This window comes from Sphingobacterium yanglingense, assembly GCF_004363245.1.
Classification (GTDB): Bacteria; Bacteroidota; Bacteroidia; order Sphingobacteriales; family Sphingobacteriaceae; genus Sphingobacterium; species Sphingobacterium yanglingense.
This window is the reverse complement of the sequence record NZ_SNYV01000015.1, coordinates 378,900-399,970: the sequence shown is the minus strand read 5'-3', so window position 1 is coordinate 399,970 and position 21,071 is coordinate 378,900. Positions and strand designations below refer to the sequence as shown.

The window sequence follows — 21,071 nt, the reverse complement described above, 5'->3', positions numbered from 1 at the left end:
GAGCGTTACTTTTTCTTTGCTGCCTCCTTTTCAGCTTGATATTGGGTCCATTCTGCTTTGCGCTGAGCGATTTCATCATCCGACATCTCTCCAAAACCATATATTAAATCCGTTAGTTTTGTTGTACTACGGTCGTATTTATTGGTCATGGTGATACATTCGGTAGGGCATACTACGGTGCATAGTCCGCAATACATACACTTGGCCATATCGATATCAAACTGAGCCGCATATAGTCTTTTTACAGAACCATCTGAAGTTTTTCCGATTGCCTCTGGCGATTTTACTGCTTCTATGATGATACAATCTACTGGGCAGGCTTTGGCACAGAGGTCGCAGACGATACAGTCGTCGATGTCTACATCCAGTTGGTATCTTGCGACTTCAGGGATAGGCATGGTCTCTTTTGGAAACTGTACCGTTGTGACGCCTTCCTGTTGGTCAAAATACTCCGGATTTCGGATGTCAACCGATTGCCGGGAACGACGGGCACCAAAGAGGTGCCGGAACGTCAAGAATAATCCCTTGACGGCCGAAGAAATGCCCTGTATCGTTGTTTTTAATATCAATTTCTAGTTGTTAACCTGTTATTATGTTATCTAGTTATCATGTGATCTAGTTATCTTGTTAACCAGTTGTCAAGTTGGCTTGTTAACTTGTTCACCCGATAACTCGTTCACCTCCTTACACCATTACCAAAATTCGCCATAATCCCGATATTGCCATACATACAAAGCCCAGTGGAATCATTACTTTCCAGCATAGGCTCATCAATTGGTCTGCCCTAAAACGCGGCAATGTCCATCTGATCCATATCTGTACACCAACAATAGTCAGCGATTTGAGCAGTGTCCAAAATATTCCCCACCCAATTCCTGTTGTCCAATCAGCCAGTTTTAGCGGTCCTATATTTGGTAACAGCGTATTCCATCCACCTAAAAATAGCACTACACCAAGCATGGCTACTAAAAACATCATAGCATATTCCGCAAGAAAAATAAATGCAAAACGGATACCTCCATATTCGGTATGAAAACCACCTATCAATTCAGATTCTGCTTCAGGGATATCAAACGGTGCCCGATTACATTCAGCTAGAGAGGCTATGAAGAAGATGATATATACTATTATAAGATGCGGTGCCTGAAATATGTTCCATGCTAGAAAGCCTCCGACATTAGACACATCCCAGATTCCTAAAAAGAAAACAGGCTCTGGAGAGAGCACTCCTTGCTGTAGCGCAATCTCGTTGAGGTTTAGCGTCTGGGTAATCATGACCGCAGCAATCAGCGACAGGCCAACAGGAATTTCATAAGATACCATCTGTGCTATAGCCCGGATAGACCCTAGGAGAGAATACTTATTGTTTGACCCCCAGCCTGCCATTAGGATACCAATTGCATCAATAGATACAACGGCCATAATGAAGAAGAGACCTGTATGTGTATTCGCCGGGAGAAAATCGGGTGCCCAAGGAATTACGGCATAACCAATATATACGGCACCGAATATAATAACAGGAGCTGCCGCAAATAAGATTTTATCTGCTGCTTTTGGGGTAATGAATTCTTTTTGTAAAAGCTTAAGTATATCGGCGATAGTCTGTAGAAGCCCATACTTTCCGGTTTCCATAGGGCCTAGTCTGTCCTGCACAAATCCAGCGATTTTACGTTCAGCATATACAGCGAATAACGTAAATAGCGCGATGAAGCCAAAGATAGCTACAGGTACTAGGATATGGATAAACAGTTGGCTCACAAAGCTCTTTAGAATAATTCTTAATTGGATGCAAACATACGCAAAACGTAGCAAAAGAACCATAGAAAAACTATCATAGGCATGTCATACGTACAATTATGAGTTAAACAGGCCGTTTTGGTTTTCTATAATCCAAAAATAAACTATTTCTTCGGAATAATATACTAATTCAGTAGAGTATTGTTTTTTTAACTTACTGCTGCCGGAGCTTTGTGTGTTTTATTGGTCAGTTTTTCAGATTGCCCCAATTCATATAGCTCATTGATTAGCGCTTCGATATTGTGGAGTCGCTGTAGTAGAGCGGTATCATTTTCCTGTTCGATCGATTTGGTGATACTTACTGAGATACCGACCAACAGTGCGTTAATGCGATAAGCTAGTGTCTGGAAGGAAATTAGATCGGTCCAGTCCAGCTTTTTATAGCGGGGTTCTTTCTGGAATTGGTCCAAGCTATCGTACAGCTGAGCGAGCGAAGTCTGTGCGTGTTTCCGAACGAGTCTCAGCTCTTGATGATCTATCGTTTCTTCACAAAGACGGGCGCGAAGTCTTTGGTAGTAGTTTTGATAGTTATCAATGAGCGTGTCGGACAGGCTTTTCATGGTTTTCCGATGATTTACCGGTAGCGCAAAGCAACCTATCAAGGCTAGGGTAGAGCCCAACAGTGTAAAGGCTAGCCGGCTTCCTAGTAAATCCCAGATGTTACCTTCATATAGATGTAGGGCCAGTATAGCGGCGATAGTAATGAATATCACACAGACTAGGTAGTCTGGTTTGTTAAATAAAAAGAAACCGTATAGCGTGATTGCTGCGATCGAGAGCAATAGCATAGGTTCGTGCGTGACGAGTGTAATCAGCAAACTGATGGCAATACCTATGAGTGAACCTACGATACGTTGATAGTTTCTCCTTTGTGTAGTGGCATAGCTTGGGCGTGCCACGAGGATTACAGTCAGTATGATCCAAGAGGCGTATCGGTATTCTGGGAGTGTGTAGCCTACGAGTCCCGACAACATCAGTAGTGTGGCCATACGTATCGAGTATATCAATATGGGCGACTTGGTCTTGATGTGTTTTGCGATGACCTGCCGTTTGTTTGTAGTAGGCACGAAGTTTTTGTATGCCGCTGTGCTCACCCAAGTGGGGTCCTGTACAATAGTAGCTTGTTGAATCTGTTGAACGATGGCTACGATATGCTTGATATGGATTAGAATCGGGTTGATTAGTGATCTCGTTTCACTGTTTGCTTTGGCCTGTATTTCTTCTAGCTTCTGTATATCCACGCTAATCTGTGTGTGGTTTTTCGATAGGGCATGGTAAGAATTACTGTTTTCCAGGTCCTTGATTTCGTCAGAGAGCAACAAAAGGATATGCCTGATTATAGGAAGTACTTCCGAATGTTTCAGTTTTTCACGTATGGTTTCATAGTCCGTATCTATCCCCATTAATAGTTCATAGAGGTCTATTAATCGATAGATTTTGTTTAACCAAATAAGGTCGGCATGTTGGCTGGATGAAATTAATGCCTTTTCGCGGAGTAGTAGAGAGCGGATGCTCTCTAGCTGCTCACTTATTTTGATATGAAGTAAACTGAGTTCTCTATACACCTGTTCCAATGGTGTCTTCTCGTCATAACATTTTATTTTTGCCTGTAGCAGCGTGGCCATTTGTTCGAAACCTTCTTTCATCGCATATTTTAAAGAGCGATAAGGGGACAAATAAGCTTGCAGTAGACTGACTGCAAAAAAGCTGCATGTCCCTAGACTAAAAGATAGTGCAAAAATGATGGGATCCTGTGGTTTGAGCCCGATTGTAAAACTGATAACAATTAGTGTTAGGTTGCCAATCACGCCCCACCTCGGGCCTAATACAATCAATAATGTACAGATGAAGCCCCAGATACCCAAAATCGGCCATATACCCCATGATAGATAATGCAGCGCCAATGCGGTACAAAATGCGGTGAAGGCAAATAAGGGAGTGCACCAGATAGCGGTCATCGTTTTGTCCTGCCTATTCCCGGGTAAATCGGTCAGTGAAGATAGTATTACACCAACGGCGAATGCTATGGCAACATCCAGACTTACGGTATAGAAGAGTAGGACAGCAGGGAGCAGGATAACAAGGATGTTTCTTAGGGCATCTTTGCTAAACTCCTTGCCAAAAAAATGGTGGACTGTACGAGTCATAAAACCTATTTACAATTGATCTTTTAAATCGACTGCAAAAGTACGAAAAATTCACTTATGTAAAATATATTTTTATAATGCGTTTTTTGTTCGAAATATTATTTTGTGTTTTTGGCTTGCTATGGAATAAGTGGTGTGGTTGAAAAAGACCTCTCTGATTGCTCGGAGAGGTCTAATAGAAGAAAAAATATAGATTGATGAATTAGTAACTATTGTTTTAGGCGTACTGTTGTACGGCTTCTTTGCTCTCGAGTTCGGTGCTTCCCATAAGGAATTCGTCTACCTTACGTGCGCACTCCCGGCCCTCGGATATTGCCCATACGACCAGGGATTGTCCTCTACGCATGTCACCTGCTGCAAAGTATCTGTCGGTATTTGTTTTGTAATCTCTTTCTGTCGCTTTTACATTCCCACGTTCATCCCGAGCAATATTCAATTGTTGGAGCAACCCTTCCTGTTGTGGATGTAGGAATCCCATGGCTAGTGTCACTAGCTCACAAGGAATCTCTCGCTCCGAACCTGCAATTTCTTTGAACTTAGTAGGTCTTCCAAAAGCATCACTTTCCCATTCCAGATCTACGACAAGGGCTGCACGTAATTGTCCGTTGTCATCCCCTAGAAATGCTTTAGTACTGATGCTCCAGTGTCGTTGACATCCTTCTTCGTGTGAAGTTGTGGTCTTTAGTAACATAGGGTAGGTCGGCCAGGGCATCGCTTCGGTACGGCTTTGCGGTGGCTGGGGCATCAGCTCAAATTGAGTGACAGATTTAGCGCCATGGCGATTAGAGGTGCCTACGCAGTCAGACCCCGTGTCACCACCACCGATGACCAATACATTTTTGCCTTCTGCATGTATCTGAGGTACTTCGATTGGAGAATTGCCTACACGTTTGTTCTGCTGTTTGAGAAACTCCATGGCATAATGTACCCCCTGTAATTCGCGTCCCGGGATATTGAGATCGCGGGGGATGGTCGATCCACCCGCGAGCACTACAGCATCATATTGGTCGAGCTCAGATACAGGGATATTTGTCCCTACTTCTGCATTCGTACGGAATTCGATTCCAGATTCTATCATAATCTGTATACGTCTATCGATCACCGATTTATCCAGTTTAAAATCAGGTATACCGTAGCGTAGCAGCCCGCCCAATTGATCGTCGCGTTCGTACACGACCACATCGTGACCTGCCTTATTCAATTGTGCCGCGCTAGCCAGGCCCGCTGGACCAGAACCTACCACGGCTACTTTCTTGCCTGTTTTGAGATAAGATTTGTTCGGTTTAACATATCCCTTTTTATAGGCTATTTCAATAATATGCTTTTCGATTTCCTCGATGGCCACCGGGCTTTTGTTGATACCCAATACGCAGGCCGATTCGCATGGAGCAGGACAGATGCGTCCCGTAAATTCTGGAAAGTTGTTGGTTGATGTCAATATGTTGTAAGCGTCTTCCCACTTTCCGTCGTATACCGCATCGTTGAACTCGGGGATTACATTCCCTAGCGGGCAACCTGAGTGGCAAAACGGAATCCCGCAATTCATACAACGTGCCGCTTGGTCATTAAGTTGCTTGTCAGAGTAGCTGTGAACAAATTCCTGATAGTTTTTTGTTCTGCTTTCTATAGGCTCTTTCTGAGGAGCCAGTCTATCAAATTCTAAAAATCCTGTCGCTTTTCCCATGTTTCGTTGATTATTTAAGCTACAACCAATTGTTTGCGGATTACATTTTTGTATTCACGCGGGAATACTTTGATGAATCTGTTCTTTTCTGATGCCCAGTTCTGGAGGATATAGGCTGCCCGCTCGCTATTAGTGAGGTGTATATGCCTTTTCAATAGTGCGATAATAGCAGATTCATCCTCAGATTCTAAGGGGTCGAGGTCTACCATTTCCTGGTTACAGTTGTCGCGGAAGGTTCCTTTAATGTCATATATCCAGGCTATCCCTCCGCTCATACCCGCTGCAAAGTTGCGTCCAGTCTCTCCGAGGATGAGCGCCCGCCCTCCGGTCATGTATTCGCAACCGTGGTCGCCAATGCCTTCTACGATGGCAGTGGCGCCAGAGTTACGGACGGCAAATCGCTCTCCAGCCATTCCATTAATAAATAGGTGGCCGGAGGTAGCACCATACAATGCGACATTGCCAATGATAATATTTTCGTGTGGCACCAAAGTGCTTTCTTTTGCCGGATAGATGGCCAACTGTGCTCCTGATAGCCCCTTGCCTACGTAGTCGTTTGCTTCACCTTCCAGCTCAAGCGATATCCCCTTGGTGTTGAAAGCTCCAAAAGATTGACCTGCAGATCCTTCAAATTTAAAGTTGATGGTATTGTCCGGCAGCCCGTCAGAACCATATATCTTAGATATTTCGTTGGAAAGCAGTGTTCCTATTGTGCGGTCGGTATTTTTCACACGGAAAGTGCCGAATACAGGAGTTTTACTTTCTAATGCTGGTTTTGCCTGCTTCAATAAGCCCCAGTCTAAGATCATAGCCATGCCATGGTCTTGTTCTTCGGTGTTGTATAGGGTTTCGCCCATTTCGTTGTGGGCGACATGGAGCAGGTCTTTAAAGTCTACTTTATTAGCCTTCCAGTGTGTTATGTGCTCCTTCTTTTTTAGAAACTGCGCTCTTCCGACCATTTCATTGATCGTTCGGAATCCGAGCTGCGCCATGATTTCACGCATTTCTTCCGCTAGGAACTGGAAGAGGTGTACAATATCTTCTGGTTTGCCGGAGAATAGTTTCCGCAATTCCGGATCTTGGGTGGCGACACCAACGGGGCAGGTGTTTAGATGGCATTTCCGCATCATGATACAGCCTCCTGCGACAAGAGCTGCTGTAGCTACTCCCCATTCTTCGGCTCCTAAGAGCGTTGCGATAACCAAGTCGCGTCCAGTTTTCATCTGTCCGTCGGCCTGTAGCACCACACGGCTCCGTAGTTTATTTATTACGAGTGTCTGATGCGCTTCAGCAAGACCTAATTCCCAAGGTAGGCCGGCATGTTTGATAGAGCTGATAGGAGAGGCTCCTGTACCGCCATCATATCCTGCTATTAATATGACATCCGAATGGGCTTTGGCTACACCTGCAGCGATGGTTCCTACACCCGCTTTTGATACCAGTTTTACATTGATTCGGGCATCGCGGTTGGCATTTTTAAGGTCAAATATCAGCTGTGCTAAATCTTCGATAGAATAAATGTCGTGGTGCGGAGGTGGAGATATCAAGCCTACGCCAGGTGTGGCATGACGTACTTTAGCAATCCATTCGTCCACTTTATGGCCTGGGAGCTGTCCGCCTTCACCAGGTTTGGCTCCTTGAGCCATTTTAATCTGTATCTCATCGGCCTGTGTGAGGTAGTTGGATGTTACGCCAAAACGGGCAGAAGCCACTTGTTTGATGGCCGACCGCATCGAGTCCCCATTAGGCAGTTTTTCATAGCGGATTTCATCTTCGCCACCTTCCCCAGTATTGGATTTGCCTCCGATGCGGTTCATTGCAATAGCCAGTGTGCTGTGTGCCTCATGTGATATTGACCCAAAAGACATTGCACCTGTGGCAAATCGTTTCATGATTTCGCTCGCAGGCTCTACTTCGTCGATAGCAATAGCGGTGCGGTGTTTGGCAAAATCGAGCAATCCTCGTAAGGTGAACAGATGTTCCTCTTGGTTGTTGATCAGTGCCGAATATTTTTTATAGGTATCAAAGTCACCTGTGCGGCAAGCCTGTTGTAGCAGATGTACCGTTTGGGGATTCCAAAGGTGGCCTTCCCCCCGTCTCTTCCATTGGTAGATACCCCCTTCGGCCAATAGGTTTTTAGGTGTGCGTGAGCTTTCAAAGCTTCGCTTGTGCTTAGCTAGCGCCTCCTTGGCAAGATCATCTAGGTTAAGTCCTCCTATGCGGGATACCGCACCGCAGAAATACGTATCTACCACCGATTTGTCAATACCAAGCACTTCAAATATCTGAGCACCATGGTACGACTGTAAAGTAGAGATCCCCATTTTGGAGAATATCTTCAATAGGCCATTGCATACTGCTTTGACATAGTTTTTGCGTAATTCCTCCCAAGTTAATTCCGTGTCAAGCAGGTTCTCCGCTTTTAAAGTCCGTATGCTTGCTAGTGCCAGATAAGGATTGATTGCTGTTGCGCCAAAGGCAAGTAAACAAGCAAAGTGATGTACTTCGAGGGCGTCTCCGGCTTCGACCACCAGGCCTACGGCACCGCGGTTTCCAGTTTTTATGAGGTGGTGATGTACAGCCGATACCGCAAGTATAGATGGGATAGCAGCATGTTGCGAATCTATTGCCCGGTCAGAAAGTATAATGACCTCAAAGCCATCCCGTACAGCATCGTCGGCATAGCGGCATAGGCGCTCTATGCCTGCTTCCAAAGAGCCTGGTTTGCCGTCAGCACGAAAATAGGCCTGTAATGTTTTGGCCTGAAATACCCCTGTGTCTATAGAACGTAGTTTTTCCAATTCACTGGAGGTCAATATGGGATGTTCGAGTGTCACACAGTGACAGAATTTTTTGTCTTCTATTAATATATTGCCGGCGTTGCCGATAAATGTAGCCAAGCTCATTACGAGTCGCTCGCGTATAGGGTCGATTGGTGGATTGGTCACCTGCGCAAAGAACTGTTTGAAATAGGAAGACAGATGCTGTGGCTGGTCGGATAGTACGGCCAATGGTACATCTGTACCCATCGAGCCTATCGGTTCGTAACCCGTCAGTGCCATAGGAGTCAAAATAGTCTCCAGATCTTCACGCGAATAACCAAAGGCCTGCTGGTATTTAAATACCGACTCTTTGGATAGATAGGTGAATGTCACACGAGGCTCTGCCAGCTCTTCCAGTTTGATTTTGTACTGATTGATCCAGTCTCCATAAGGTTGCTGGCGGATTAATTCACCTTTGACCTCTTCATCCGAACGGATTAGTCCTTGTTGCATATCGACGACGAATATCTTGCCGGGTTGTTGTCTTCCCTTTTTTATAATAGTGGATTCATCTATCGGCAATGCTCCGGCTTCGGATGCCACAATGACACGATCGTCGGATGTTATGGCGTACCGTAACGGCCGCAATCCATTGCGATCTAGTGTAGCGCCAATGGTGTTGCCGTCGGTAAAGCATAATGCGGCTGGGCCATCCCATGGTTCCATTAATGTGGCATGGTATTCATAGAACGCCTTTTTCAAGGGATCCATTTGCGTATTTCCATCCCAGGCTTCGGGTACCAGCATCAGCATGACATGGGGTAGACTGCGGCCAGAATGGAGCAATAGCTCAACCACGTTGTCCAGGCAGGCGGAGTCCGACTGACCTTTGTCTACAACCGGTAGTAGTATTTCCATTTCCTCGTCACTGAAATAAGGGGACGAAAGGGAGCGTACTCCGGCATAAAACCAATTTAGATTGCCGGTCAAGGTGTTGATTTCTCCATTGTGGGCTATCATGCGAAAGGGCTGTGCCAATGACCAAGAAGGAAAAGTATTGGTAGAGAAGCGGGAGTGTACTAGTCCGAAAGCAGAAACTACTTTCGGTTCCCGTAAATCTTTATAATAAGAACCTACCTGATAGGTGGTGAGCTGTCCCTTGTATATGATAGTTTTGCAGGATAAGGAGGCGATATAAAGTGGTAAGGGATAGGCTTGGTATGTTTTTATTTTTTGGATGATGAGTCTGCGTAGCACATATAGTTTACGCTCAAAATCTTCGGTGTTGGTTACTCCGTCCGGTCTAGATACGAAGAACTGGACAATTTCGGGTTCTGCACTTAAAGCAGTAGGGCCTATGCCTTCCCGATTGACGGGGACAGTTCTGAATCCTAAGAACTCCATGTTACGGTCGGCTGTCGCTTCCTGTATCACCGAGCGACAGATTTGGTTGAGCTGCTGATCTTTTGGTAAGAATACCATCCCTACACCGTAATAGCCTGGTTCCTGAAGTTGTATGCCAAGTTGTATGCACTCTTCCCATAGAAATTCATGCGGTAGTTGGATCATGATTCCTGCGCCATCACCACTTTCGGGGTCACAACCACAGGCGCCGCGGTGTTCCATATTCTCTAACATGGTGAGCGCGTCCTTTACCTGTGCATGCGACTTATATCCCTTGATATGGGCTACAAATCCTACACCACAGGCGTCGTGTTCAAATTCGGGGTTGTAGAGTCCTTCTTGTTGCATTGTTTCGTTGGTATTTGGTTGAGTGTGTATGTGTGGCGAGCATTGATTCAGTTCATCTCAGTTTCATTAATAGATAATGGTTGCTGTTTTTTGAATTGTTAGCTCCTGCGGTTACAAATATATGAATAAAACAAATTTGTTTTTACAAAATGTTTAATAAAAAAATGATTTATTTGTGTTTATGTTAATTGATTCTGTTGTTTTGGGTGTTTTTCGTATTATTTTTGGTTTTTTTTGATAAATTGAAAATTTATTTCTGTCACCAAATATGACAAGTACTTTGTCTGTTAGATAGAGAAGGGCAATTTTAGCTGATAGTGCAGTTTATATAATTTGTATCTTTGCTATTGTAACACCAATTAATTAAGTTAACAAGTTCATAGTATGGTAGATAAAGGTTGGGATTTTTGGTTTGATCATGGGCGTATTTTTGCCGATCGACCTGTTTTGAATTCCGAGGTCATGAATTTGAAGCGGTACCATTTCATTATGGACTGTTTTGGTAATTCTATTGATTTTGTTAGTCTATCGTTGAAGAATATTTTGGGTTATGAGCCCAATCAATTTACCTCTGAATTCTTGATGTCTATTATCCATCCCGATGATGTTGCCTACTGTATGGAATCAGAAAGAAAGGCTATTGAACTCATGGATAAGCTCTATTTTGAAGATCACTACCGTTTTTATTTCAAATATTCCTACAGAGTCCGAAAAAAAACAGGCGATTATATATTCATTAAACAATCCTATCAAGCGATCGAAATTGATGAAAGAGGACATATGAGCCGGTCGCTGGTCTTTCATGAGGTTGCGGAAGATGATTTCCAAAGGAAGGAAAATGATTTTACAATGATCGACCGAATGAAGAATAGACCTGTCCATGTGGAGAATCATTACGATCTTTCTAAGCGTGAGGTCGAAGTTTTAGATTTGATTGTTCAGGGCAAGAGTAGTAAAGAAATCGCGGAGTGTCTTTTCATCAGTGAACATACTGTAAATACGCATAGAAAGAAAATACTAGCGAAGACTACTGCGGAGAATTTTTTAGAGTTAAGACAACGGTTGAATGCTATTTGATGCTTGTCAAACCATATCAAAAGCCATGGCAAATCGCAATAGTTCAGCAAAGGAATCGCATTCAATCTTACGGATTATGTTCTTGCGGTGTGTGGATACCGTGTGGGAAGAGATAAAGAGCATATCTGCTATTTCGTTGCTTGATTTACCATTTGCCAGCAGAGTTATAATTTCCTTCTCCCTTGTTGTGAGTTCCGCAAATCGGCGATAGTTATTGCGGATGTACTGGTCTTGGTCCAATGTTTTATTGACCCGGGATATTAGATGGTCCATACCGATAACTGGAGAGGAGAGCAGGATGATTTTGTATTCTAATTCACTTATGGCTTTGACTTGAACTACTTTGAGTACAGTATAAAACCAAGTATAGTCCGTATCGCCATACAATTTGACACGCTGGAAGAAATTGTACTGCTTGTCAAAATCGCCAAGTACCAGATAATTGTTCATCCCTTCAAATATGCCATAGGTTTCTTCTTTGACAAAGTAACGGTCATAGTAAGCTTCACCAAGACGATTGACTTCATCGACGGATGAGCCCAAGTGCTCACAGCCCCAATTGTTCATATAGCTGCAGCCAATAGGGCGTAGCCCATCCAAATCCTGAATCATGAGCGATGCCGGTACAATATCACCTATATCTGGAATATTAAAATCTCCATACTTAAGTCCCTTGGATATACCATGGAGTTGTGTGGCCAGTGTATCCATATTTTATAATTAATTGGTGGTTTTTTATAACGTGTTATAAATCAGTGTAAATATACAAATAAATGTCTCTTGTGCAATACGATGTTGTAATTACTGTTTCAGATCAGCTAATCTACTATTTGCGACTTCTGCACGACGATAGACCTGTTCCGAGCGATTATGTAGCTCATTGTAGGCTGCAAACACACTATCACCATAATCCATATAGCTGTCTTGATAGTCAAAGACCTCGGCTAGTGCTCCTCTGAACTCCTCTTGATCTCTGTCTAATGTTACGATATCCACCTGAGCCTGAAGATAGTTGCGGTATATCTGATGGATGTCGTCCCACAGCCGGGGGGCTATCCAGCTTTCCTTTTCGTAGATCATGTCAAAGTGACTCTTAAACCATTGGTGTTCACCGTCTACACTGGCGTGGATGTCTTGTAGGCGTTGATTGTGGTATACCACACCTTGAAAGAAATCACCGATATCAATGGTTATTTCTGCTTCTCCGTCCTTTTCGTCAAAAGGGAGCGCTGAGGGGTCTTTGATTCGCAGAAATACCTCTAAGAAGTCCAGTTCCTGTTCGATAGGTAATAACAGATATTCTAATTCCGATATTTCGATATCGATTTCTTCCAGTGCGTTATGATGTGTTTTAAATTGTTGCAGCATATCCCAGGTGAGATCGTGCATGAGATAGTGTGCCTCGAGTCCTTTTTTTTCAAAATCCAGGAGCGGCTTGTCCAGGTCAAAGCGTAGTATGATAGGTCTTAACGGGTGTTCTTTTACTATTTCTTTCATCTTTATCGGTCGGTTTAATCAGTGATTGGTTTCGAAACAAGTACCATTCCTATCTCGATAGCAGATTTCTTTTCTTTATCAAGATAAGGAATGGTCTCGTTCTTTTCAAGTCTATTCATCTTTTGCATATTGTTATCGCCTTGCTAAGGCTTTCCCAAACACTTCCCTATCAAAAGGGTAGTTCTAATGTAACTATGTATGCCGTAAAGTCTTGCCTTTACAGTACGTAGCTGCTCGTGCTATCGCTATAGTTTGGTGTCGGGTCGATACCAATATAGGTCACGCGAAATTCATATTCTTTAAACTGCTCCAGCCCCTCGATCATACAGCTGCTCTTGGAGCTCAGTTGCGAAGCCCATGCCTCAGAGCTTCCCTTTATACGGCATTGAAATTCATACATTCTCGCTCCAACCCAAGGACTCGTGCGGAGTAGAACACGACCACTTCCGATTTCATTGGGTTCAGCTAGAGGGGCTTTGGCTTTAGGAACTAGTCCATTGTAAGAGCCATTAGCTTTTCGTAGGCCAAATCCCGCAGCTAAGATAATGCTGTCGTCGCCTTTTGCGATGGTATCTACGTATTTGCCAAGTTCTTTGATTAAGTAGACTAAGCCTGCTCTTTTCTGCTTACGGACTATGATTGCTCTGGTATCTCGATAAGCGGCTTCGGTCGCCGAATTTCGAAACGCAATCAATGCGGTTTCTAATGTAGCAAGTGAAGGGACAGGTGTTGCAAATAAGGTTGCTTCTGCTGTCATCTTGGTGAAGATCTGCTCTGCAGTCTGCATTAATTGAACGTCAGTTTGTCTAACTTCTTTGATTGTTAATTTACTCATGTCTTTTCTTTTTTAATTGTTTATAAATATTTATTGTGCTAGCAACGATACAAACATACGACAGGAGGAATGACGTGGAGGGGGTAAAATAGTGCCAAAATTCAAAAAGGTCGAAAAACTTTTTGGCACTATTTTACCCCTCAAAAAACAACTATTGAGGAAGTAATTATGTGTTTTTTGTTTCTTTCAGTCGCTCTAAGCCTGTTTTTTTGATTTTGAAGGGAGAGGTTTTGTTAGGCAGCTGTTCGTTGTTGTTTTGGAAAAGTTCGTAAGTGTTTCTGATTTTATTACAGATGTTTCTGTTTCTATCGTAAAGAATCGACAACTCTTCGCGAGAGATTTGGTGTCTTTTATAATGTATCGGCAATAGTTTCCGTTGATTTCGGAATAGTTCGTGATAGATGCGCGTTGTATTACGAAGAATTTTGTTTCGATCTCGTGAGAAAGCAAACTGTTTATGATGTTTTTGAATATTATCGTAATAGTTGGGACATATTGTCCGATAGACTGCCAATCGTTTACGTAAGTTTTTAAAATGTTCGTGATAGATGCGCTTGGTATTGTGATGGTCTCAGTTTCTATCGTGCTACTTGTACAAATTAATCTGTAGTTTTATCTTTTGTACTTAATTCGTTTGGTTTTCTACCTTGCGTTGAAATAGAAGTCCGTTGTTTTAACTGCCGTTCCATAGCTGGAGTGTGCCCGAAATATTTGACATATTGTTTTATGAAATATTTTGCTGTCGCAAATTGAAGCTGGAAGGCAATCATATCAACCGAGAGATCCGTGCGCCGGAGCATTTCCCTTCCTTTGTAAATACGTATGGACTGAATGGCTGAATTGATTGAAAGTCCATTTTCTTTGAAGATACGGAATAGCGTACGTCTGCTGGTTCTTAGCTCAGATACCATCTGCTTGATACTGATATCTTCATCCATGTAATGCACTATGATATATTCTTTCGCACGGTGGAAAAGTGAAACATCAGCCTGCTGCAAGGATTTTGATTGTTCGATCAAATCAGCATGATAGGTATCTATGAGTTGAACGACAAGCGAAGCAAGTTTAAGCTTCAGGGAGAAGTAGGTATTCTTTGTGCGTTGTATCTGGGTGAGCGTGTTCTTTATCCGGTAGCCTATATGGATATTGGAATATTGCTTGAATTTGATGTCGTGATGGAGCTGCAAATGCCGCCATTCCATAGCGAATGCTTCTATATCCTTTAGTTTTAGCCCGATGAGTAGTAGGGATGCTTTTCCTCCTTTGATTTCAAAATCCAATTTACCCTTTCGATTAAAGAGGGCCAGATACTGTTGGTGTTCCACTTTGTATTCCTGACCGATGGATAGTCGGCACTCGCCCAACAGTTGAAATGCCATCCAAAAAGTCGGACGCTTATTGCCGATGCGCAGTTGCCAGTCCTGACTGTGGCTGCATTTGGCTTCTATAAAGGTTAGCGGGCCTATTTTGCGTTGTGCGATGTAACCCTCTCGTTGATGAAGGAGTATATCATCCTCGTTGAGAAAGGTAAAATAGCGTCCCTTGGGCAGAGCTCCATAAATGTCTGCCGTATCTGTAATCGGTATAGAAGGTATACTATGACTGCGAACCATAATATCTAGGCTTGTTTGGTGAGTCCTTAAGATACGGTTCTTTTTCTATCTATCCAAAAATGAGGTGTTTATGATTTGGTTGCTGTTGTGTGTCTGGACAAAATACCTAGGTCTAGGTATTTACGGGTATAGTAGGAGGGACTAGCTTTGTGGTAAAGATATTAACCTATATCAGAAATAGGAAGAAATCTTAAAATAGCTGGAAGAATAAAAATGACCAATAAATATGAAAGCATTCAGTAAAACAATGAGGTATATCCTTGCTTCAATTTGTCTGTTTGTATCGCATGTAGTAATCGCCCAAAAAACTACGACAACATTTGCGGTAAGACAACAGGATCCGCGATTGCATGTTGGTATGGAGTATGAGCTTGGGGATAATAATACATTAGGCGTATTTACGCAAGATTATCGTATTACTGTCCAGAACAAGACAAATGACAAGCTGCATGTGTATATCGAGTATTATGCCGAGACGGTGTGTGGCAAACGAAGGACAAGTGATTTCGCACCTTTAGGCGATGGTTACATTATGCAGCCTGGAGAGTCCGTAAACCCGACATGGAATAGTGCTTTCGGTTATCAGCGGTTTACACAAGACGAGTGTCCAAAAAATACGTGGAAGCAAGTTGGAGTAGATAAAAATGGGGATAAAACCTATAGTATCATAAGTAGCTTAGGGTACCGGATTGTAAAAATCATCAACTTATCAGAACAAGAACGCAAAGAAGCTGAGGCTAAAAAGCAAGAAGCCGTCAAAAAGAAAAAAGAAGCGGAAGAAAAAAAACAGAGTGGATCTGATACGAACAGAAAGAAAGAAGGGGGAGGAAACCAGCAAGTTGAAAAAGGTAATGCTACAAACGATGATTTTTGGGGCGATGGTTCATCTTCCAAAAAGTCATCACATTCAACGAGTAATTCGGTCAATAGTAACAAGGATTTGTACCCAAGGGACGAAAATTTCGTTGCCGATTCTAAGTTTAAAAGCAAGCTTAACGGAGTTAAAGAAGGAGAGTATTTTACCGATGGGGCAGGTGGTTACTACAAAAAGGAATTAGGTGGCGCACGTAAAGTTGATAAGATCGTTTACGAACGAGAAGCGGCTAATAAGATTTATGAAAAAATGGAACGCCAAGAAGCGGAACGCCAGCAACGCGATGCTGAGTTTCAACAAAATTGGGATAATGTAAGTACCAGCTTTTATGTGATGTCAGCAGCTAAAGAGGGTATGCGGGATGCTAGCGATCTGGGCAGTGGCTTTCAGAATATTGAAGAACTCAATGCTGCTTTTAATCAAAAAATGCGTCAAGTATCTGCAATGGGTAGTCAAGTGCAGGCAGCAGCTACTCAAGGAGCTCAAGCTTATGCCAATCTCATTGGTACAGGTAGTTCGGGGTATGATTATTCGGGAGCTGTGGGGGCATTGGGCGGGATAGCTGCTAGTATCTCAGCTAATCGAGCACAGAATAGAGCTCGCGAAGAGCTGAAAGAGCAGCGTGCAGCAGAGGAAGCACGAATAAAAAAAATGCAGTTAGATGCGTTAGTCGCAGTACGCACCGAGATTGGTAAGGTGTTTATTGAAGGTGGGATGCCACTGAGTGCACATAAGATAACCGCCCCTGTATTGTATGTATTTGCCTATAACAGCAATAAAGCAGATTGGAATAAAAACCAGAATGTAGCCATGAGTATCAGCAACGTAATACCTGTATATCGATACAGCGATGGCACTTATCCTTATACTTCCAATGTCAAACGGACTTTTGAAAATGAGGGCTTGAGCAACCCTATTTTAATGGGGTACTTTACCAATAAAAGTGAGGCTGAAAACTACCGCAACTCGCTATTGGAGGTTGCGCCCAATGCCAAGTTTACTGTGAAAAATGTTGAAGTAAAAGTAAAAGAACAAAAGTCGAATACAACGAACAATACTTCGGAAACTGATTTTTGGGGAACAAAAACCGAAACTAAAAAACAAAACAATACCCAAAATGCCGAAACCGACTTTTGGGGCACGCCAACAAAAGACAAAAAAGCAGAGCCTAAAAAGGAAACAAAAAAAGAAGTTGATTTTTGGAGTAGATAATCGTATGAACGAGCAATCTTCTGATAATAAAACTATTCGTGCACAAACAAATAAGATTATGGATAGAATGACTTATATAATTACACTTTTATTGGCTTGTATGGTAGTGAATGGGCAACAATTACCTTTCAATATAAATAATCTGGCTTTAAGCACATCTTCATCGTACAAACCTAGACCTCTAACTGATATTTATAATTTCAAAGAGTCCTATGCCAATTATATTTTGATAGAAACCAATAAGGTAGAAGAAAGTAATTATAAAGATACTAGTTGGCTAAAAGCTGAGCAGTATAGAAAAAATGGAAATGAGAAAGATAGCTATCATTGGCTAAAATTAACTTCTCAAGAAGGTAATGCTCTCGCATCTCGCTCTCTTTATATCATGGAGTACAAAAAAGGAAGGAATAAAAAAGCCTTGAGTTATTTCTTGAAATCCGCTGACCAAGGGGACATTAATGCATTGTATCAGTTAGCTTTAGTTTATCTTTCTAAAGAGGGAGCACCTCTCTCAGAAATCCAACAAAAAAATATGTTGACTGTGAAGTATGATAAAAAAATTAAGGCTTGGTATAAGCAAAAAATTGATGCTAATAGCAGCTTTCCGATGTTTATGTTGGGGATGGTTTCGGAAAACCAAAAAGGAGAACCGAGTGCGACTAAGGAGGCCTTATACTGGTATGAGCGAACTGCTCAATCTATAAACAATCAATAATTTAAGTGTCATACTTGATTTAAAATGATATGATGAAAAATATAATTTGCGCGATAGGCCTGTTATTCACTTTTACGTTTGTTCAAGCGCAAAACTCCACCGAAGCCAAGCTAGCTTATCAAATGGCAGAAGAACAGTTTGATGCGAAACAATATACCAAGGCATTGGATTATCTCAAGAAAGCCGAAACCGCTTTGGGTAGCAGCAACCCGCCTATAGCGTATCTAAAGGTAATGATAATGAACCAAATCTTTGATGTGTCTTTCGGTAAAGCGGATTGGAAAAAAGCTTTAGAAAATTTGGAAAAGGAATTAGTCAATTTCGAACAAACAAAAAACAAAGAGGCGCTTGCTGACGAAAAACTTATGGAAGTTTACCGTATAAAACAAGGAATAGAGGAGCGCAGACAAAAATACGAAAGATTCTGGGCTAATGAATCCATCAAAATCGACGCTTTCAATACCTTTTTCAATACTTTTCCAAAGGTAGGAATAGATATAAAAGACTTTTTTCGGCACCCTTATGCCAAGCTTTGGAGAGGTTATGAGTCTTTTAAAACAATTGTCGAGAGTTATAGAAAAGGAGACGGCAAGCAATTAGACGGTACAACTTTGGATGAGGCATTGCGCATTGGAGAGCCGTTCGTTTATAGAATAAAGACCAATGCAAAAGGAATAGTGACAGAGTATTTGTTGATTACAGAGTTTACGGCACCTACTGTGACCAAAGACGATTTTATGTCCGCTATCCGGATGCCGGCAATGTATGCCGATGCTTTTCAGCCAGTAAAAGGGAATTTTCTCTATAATGAGAATTTAAAAGGTTACCAGCTAAAACAAAATAATCCTCCGTATATATTGACCATTGATACCAAATTACAAAAATCAGATGCAAAATATAGGAGAAACGGCAGAAAAAAATATATAGACTTTGTAGATGTGTATGTAAAATTCGACGAACAATAACAGCTATATTAATCATGAAACAGTTTTTACAAATTTTGATTTTTTTGTGTCTATCCATAACAACCCACGCACAAAGTAACTTAGAAGCCAAAGCGCTTTACCAAGTGGCTGAGGAAAAGTTTGATGCCAAACAATACACCGAAGCTTTGAATTACCTTAACAAATCCGAAGAAGCTTTTGGTAAAAGCAACCCTGATATTGCTTATTTAAGAGTTATGGTTGTCCAACAAGCGTTAAAGGATAGTGATGATAAACTTAAAGCTTTTTCAATGCTTAACGAATTAGAGAAAGCCATTGATAAATTTGAAAACACCAAACAAAAAGAAGCTTTGGGCGAAGACAAGCAGATGGCTGTAATGCGCATAAAGATTGAATTACCCGAACTAAAAAAGAAGTACGAAACGCCCGAAATGCAATATAAAATGGCGAAAAGCTATAAAGAAGGAAAAAATGGTTTCGAAAAAGATGAAAAATTATATGATGAATGGATAATAAAAGCATCAGAAAATGGATATTCTGATGCACAATATGATTTAGCAATTGATTATGCTTTTAAAAAAGATTACGAAAAAACTAAATATTGGCTTTCACAAGCTGTAGAAGATAATAATGTAACGGCAATAAATGCAATGGGCTATTTTTATAAAAATGGACTTTGTGGTTTTTCAAAAGATTATATCAAAGCTGATGAATGGTATAAAAAAACTCTTGCTGTTGCTATAAAACAAGAAGATGAATTCTATCAAATAGAAGCATTAGCCAGTTTAGGAGAACTATATTATTTACCCGACAATAAACAGGCCACTTTGACAATAGATTATTACGAAAAAGCGATAGCTGTAAGAAAAGATAATTATAAAACCAGAATTACCTTAGCAACGATTTATTATGCCGATGCCGAAGTAAAAGACTACGCCAAAGCCACCCAATATTTAGAGGAAGCTTTCACTCAACTATCCGCTGAAGCTGCTAAAGACAGAGATGCAGGAGAAGATTTAGTAAAATTCGTTCCCGAAAATGCTTATAAACTCATAGATATGTACACAACGGGTGGTAACAAACTAAAAAAGAACACCAAAAGAGCCGCTTTTTGGCAAAACATAAAAGATAGCACTGATAAATAATGAAACAGATTATAGCCTTATTGATTTTCCTGTGTGTAGCAACAGTTGTTTGCGCACAAAACCCTACCGAAGCCAAAATGGCGTACCAAATGGCAGAAGAAAAGTTTGATGCCAAACAATACACCGAAGCGCTGGATTATTTGGAGAAAGCCGAAACCGCTTTAGGTAGCACCAATCCGCCGATGTTGTTTTTAAAGGTCATGATAACCAACCAAATTGTTACCGCCAAAGAAAGCACAGACAATTACCGGAAATTAGAAAAAGCCATTGTCGATTTCGACAAGCACAAAGACAAAAATGCCCTTGGCGAAGACAAGCTCATGGAAGTTTACCGTATAAAAATGGATTTGGATAAACGAAAAACTGCTTACGAAAAAGAAGCAAGCCGCACAGCAGAATTAAAAAAGCATTATGAAGAAATGGTGTATCGTTTGGCTACGGAGTTTCCGAAAACAGAAGTATCAGCTCGCGATTTTTTTATGAGTATCCCTTCTACATGGTTAGCGCCTGATTACAAGGGTATTAAAAAGGAGAAACAGCAAGATAAATATTTACAAACCATCATTTCTGAAGGTAAAAAGGATTATTTTTATTACGGTAATAAACCGACGGGAAGTATTTATTTTAATAACTTAAAAATGTATAATACTGGCGATAACCGTGTAAAGGAGTACCAAGTATGGGAAATATTAAAAAGCTATCATAAAGAGAAAGAGAACACAGGTAGAAGAGTGGTAACCGTTGAAGAAATTTGTAACGTATTAAACATAACACCACAACAATGGAACGATTTTACAACAGGAGCGGATCCATTAATTAGAAAAGATACAACCAGTCCAATTGGATATTGGATTTCTGGTTTTAAAGGTTTTGAAAAAAAAACTGATGGGGAATATAAGTATTTTCAAATATTTATTCATGAAAAAACATTGAACTGGGGTACGAAAGAAGAATTATGGATACAAGTTCTCGAGAACACATTCTAAACAATAATAAATCAACAAATAGATTTAATAA

15 protein-coding genes are annotated in these 21,071 nt (G+C 41.5%); 6 read left to right on the top strand and 9 right to left on the bottom strand.

All coding sequences use genetic code 11. The features are described 5' to 3' along the window. Nucleotides 1–5: 5 nt before the first annotated feature. From CLV99_RS15515 to gltB, 5 genes are all read right to left on the bottom strand, one after another. The gene (locus CLV99_RS15515; RefSeq protein ID WP_133585552.1) at nucleotides 6–566 is read right to left on the bottom strand and encodes a 4Fe-4S binding protein; all 561 of its coding nucleotides are present in this window, start codon (nucleotides 564–566) and stop codon (nucleotides 6–8) included. A gap of 118 nt (nucleotides 567–684) precedes the next feature. After that, complete coding sequence (nuoH, locus tag CLV99_RS15510; protein ID WP_162850135.1) at nucleotides 685–1,821, bottom strand: NADH-quinone oxidoreductase subunit NuoH; 1,137 nt, start codon at nucleotides 1,819–1,821, stop codon at nucleotides 685–687. Between the two features lie 125 nt (nucleotides 1,822–1,946). After that, nucleotides 1,947–3,944: an FUSC family protein gene (locus CLV99_RS15505; protein WP_133585423.1), complete on the bottom strand. Its 1,998-nt coding sequence runs from the start codon at nucleotides 3,942–3,944 to the stop codon at nucleotides 1,947–1,949. 217 nt (nucleotides 3,945–4,161) lie between these two features. Continuing rightward, on the bottom strand, nucleotides 4,162–5,628 hold the full coding sequence (locus CLV99_RS15500) for a glutamate synthase subunit beta (protein ID WP_133585422.1): 1,467 nt from the start codon (nucleotides 5,626–5,628) through the stop codon (nucleotides 4,162–4,164). Nucleotides 5,629–5,642: 14 nt separating this feature from the next. Then, a complete protein-coding gene (gene gltB / locus CLV99_RS15495; RefSeq protein WP_133585421.1) occupies nucleotides 5,643–10,142 on the bottom strand; it encodes a glutamate synthase large subunit in 4,500 nt (1,499 codons plus the stop codon). Nucleotides 10,143–10,526: 384 nt separating this feature from the next. On the opposite strand from gltB, the gene CLV99_RS23515 reads away from it, so the two are divergent. Continuing rightward, entirely contained in the window at nucleotides 10,527–11,219 is a 693-nt protein-coding gene (locus tag CLV99_RS23515; protein ID WP_133585420.1) for a LuxR C-terminal-related transcriptional regulator, read from the top strand. 6 nt (nucleotides 11,220–11,225) lie between these two features. Here CLV99_RS23515 and CLV99_RS15485 read toward each other — a convergent pair whose 3' ends face one another. The 4 genes from CLV99_RS15485 to CLV99_RS15470 form a co-directional block, all read right to left on the bottom strand. Next, the gene (locus tag CLV99_RS15485) at nucleotides 11,226–11,930 is read right to left on the bottom strand and encodes a LuxR C-terminal-related transcriptional regulator (protein ID WP_133585419.1); all 705 of its coding nucleotides are present in this window, start codon (nucleotides 11,928–11,930) and stop codon (nucleotides 11,226–11,228) included. A 90-nt stretch (nucleotides 11,931–12,020) separates the two neighbouring features. Beyond that, nucleotides 12,021–12,716, bottom strand: coding sequence for a hypothetical protein (locus CLV99_RS15480; protein WP_133585418.1), 696 nt, complete (start codon nucleotides 12,714–12,716; stop codon nucleotides 12,021–12,023). A 217-nt stretch (nucleotides 12,717–12,933) separates the two neighbouring features. Continuing rightward, nucleotides 12,934–13,551 (bottom strand): hypothetical protein, encoded by a 618-nt coding sequence (locus CLV99_RS15475; protein WP_133585417.1) that lies wholly within the window; start codon nucleotides 13,549–13,551, stop codon nucleotides 12,934–12,936. A gap of 599 nt (nucleotides 13,552–14,150) precedes the next feature. Then, nucleotides 14,151–15,164 (bottom strand): helix-turn-helix domain-containing protein, encoded by a 1,014-nt coding sequence (locus CLV99_RS15470; protein WP_133585416.1) that lies wholly within the window; start codon nucleotides 15,162–15,164, stop codon nucleotides 14,151–14,153. Nucleotides 15,165–15,390: 226 nt separating this feature from the next. On the opposite strand from CLV99_RS15470, the gene CLV99_RS15465 reads away from it, so the two are divergent. The 5 genes from CLV99_RS15465 to CLV99_RS15445 are packed head-to-tail and all read left to right on the top strand — an operon-like array spanning nucleotide 15,391 to nucleotide 21,040. Next, nucleotides 15,391–17,250, top strand: a complete 1,860-nt coding sequence (locus tag CLV99_RS15465) for a hypothetical protein (RefSeq protein ID WP_133585415.1) — start codon at nucleotides 15,391–15,393, stop codon at nucleotides 17,248–17,250. Nucleotides 17,251–17,254: 4 nt separating this feature from the next. After that, the gene (locus tag CLV99_RS15460; protein ID WP_162850134.1) at nucleotides 17,255–17,965 is read left to right on the top strand and encodes a tetratricopeptide repeat protein; all 711 of its coding nucleotides are present in this window, start codon (nucleotides 17,255–17,257) and stop codon (nucleotides 17,963–17,965) included. A gap of 29 nt (nucleotides 17,966–17,994) precedes the next feature. After that, nucleotides 17,995–18,930, top strand: coding sequence for a hypothetical protein (locus CLV99_RS15455; RefSeq protein WP_133585414.1), 936 nt, complete (start codon nucleotides 17,995–17,997; stop codon nucleotides 18,928–18,930). A 14-nt stretch (nucleotides 18,931–18,944) separates the two neighbouring features. Further along, nucleotides 18,945–20,054: a tetratricopeptide repeat protein gene (locus CLV99_RS15450; protein WP_133585413.1), complete on the top strand. Its 1,110-nt coding sequence runs from the start codon at nucleotides 18,945–18,947 to the stop codon at nucleotides 20,052–20,054. Further along, complete coding sequence (locus CLV99_RS15445) at nucleotides 20,054–21,040, top strand: outer membrane protein assembly factor BamD (protein ID WP_133585412.1); 987 nt, start codon at nucleotides 20,054–20,056, stop codon at nucleotides 21,038–21,040. Before CLV99_RS15450 ends, CLV99_RS15445 begins: the two co-directional genes overlap by 1 nt. Nucleotides 21,041–21,071 lie beyond the last annotated feature (31 nt).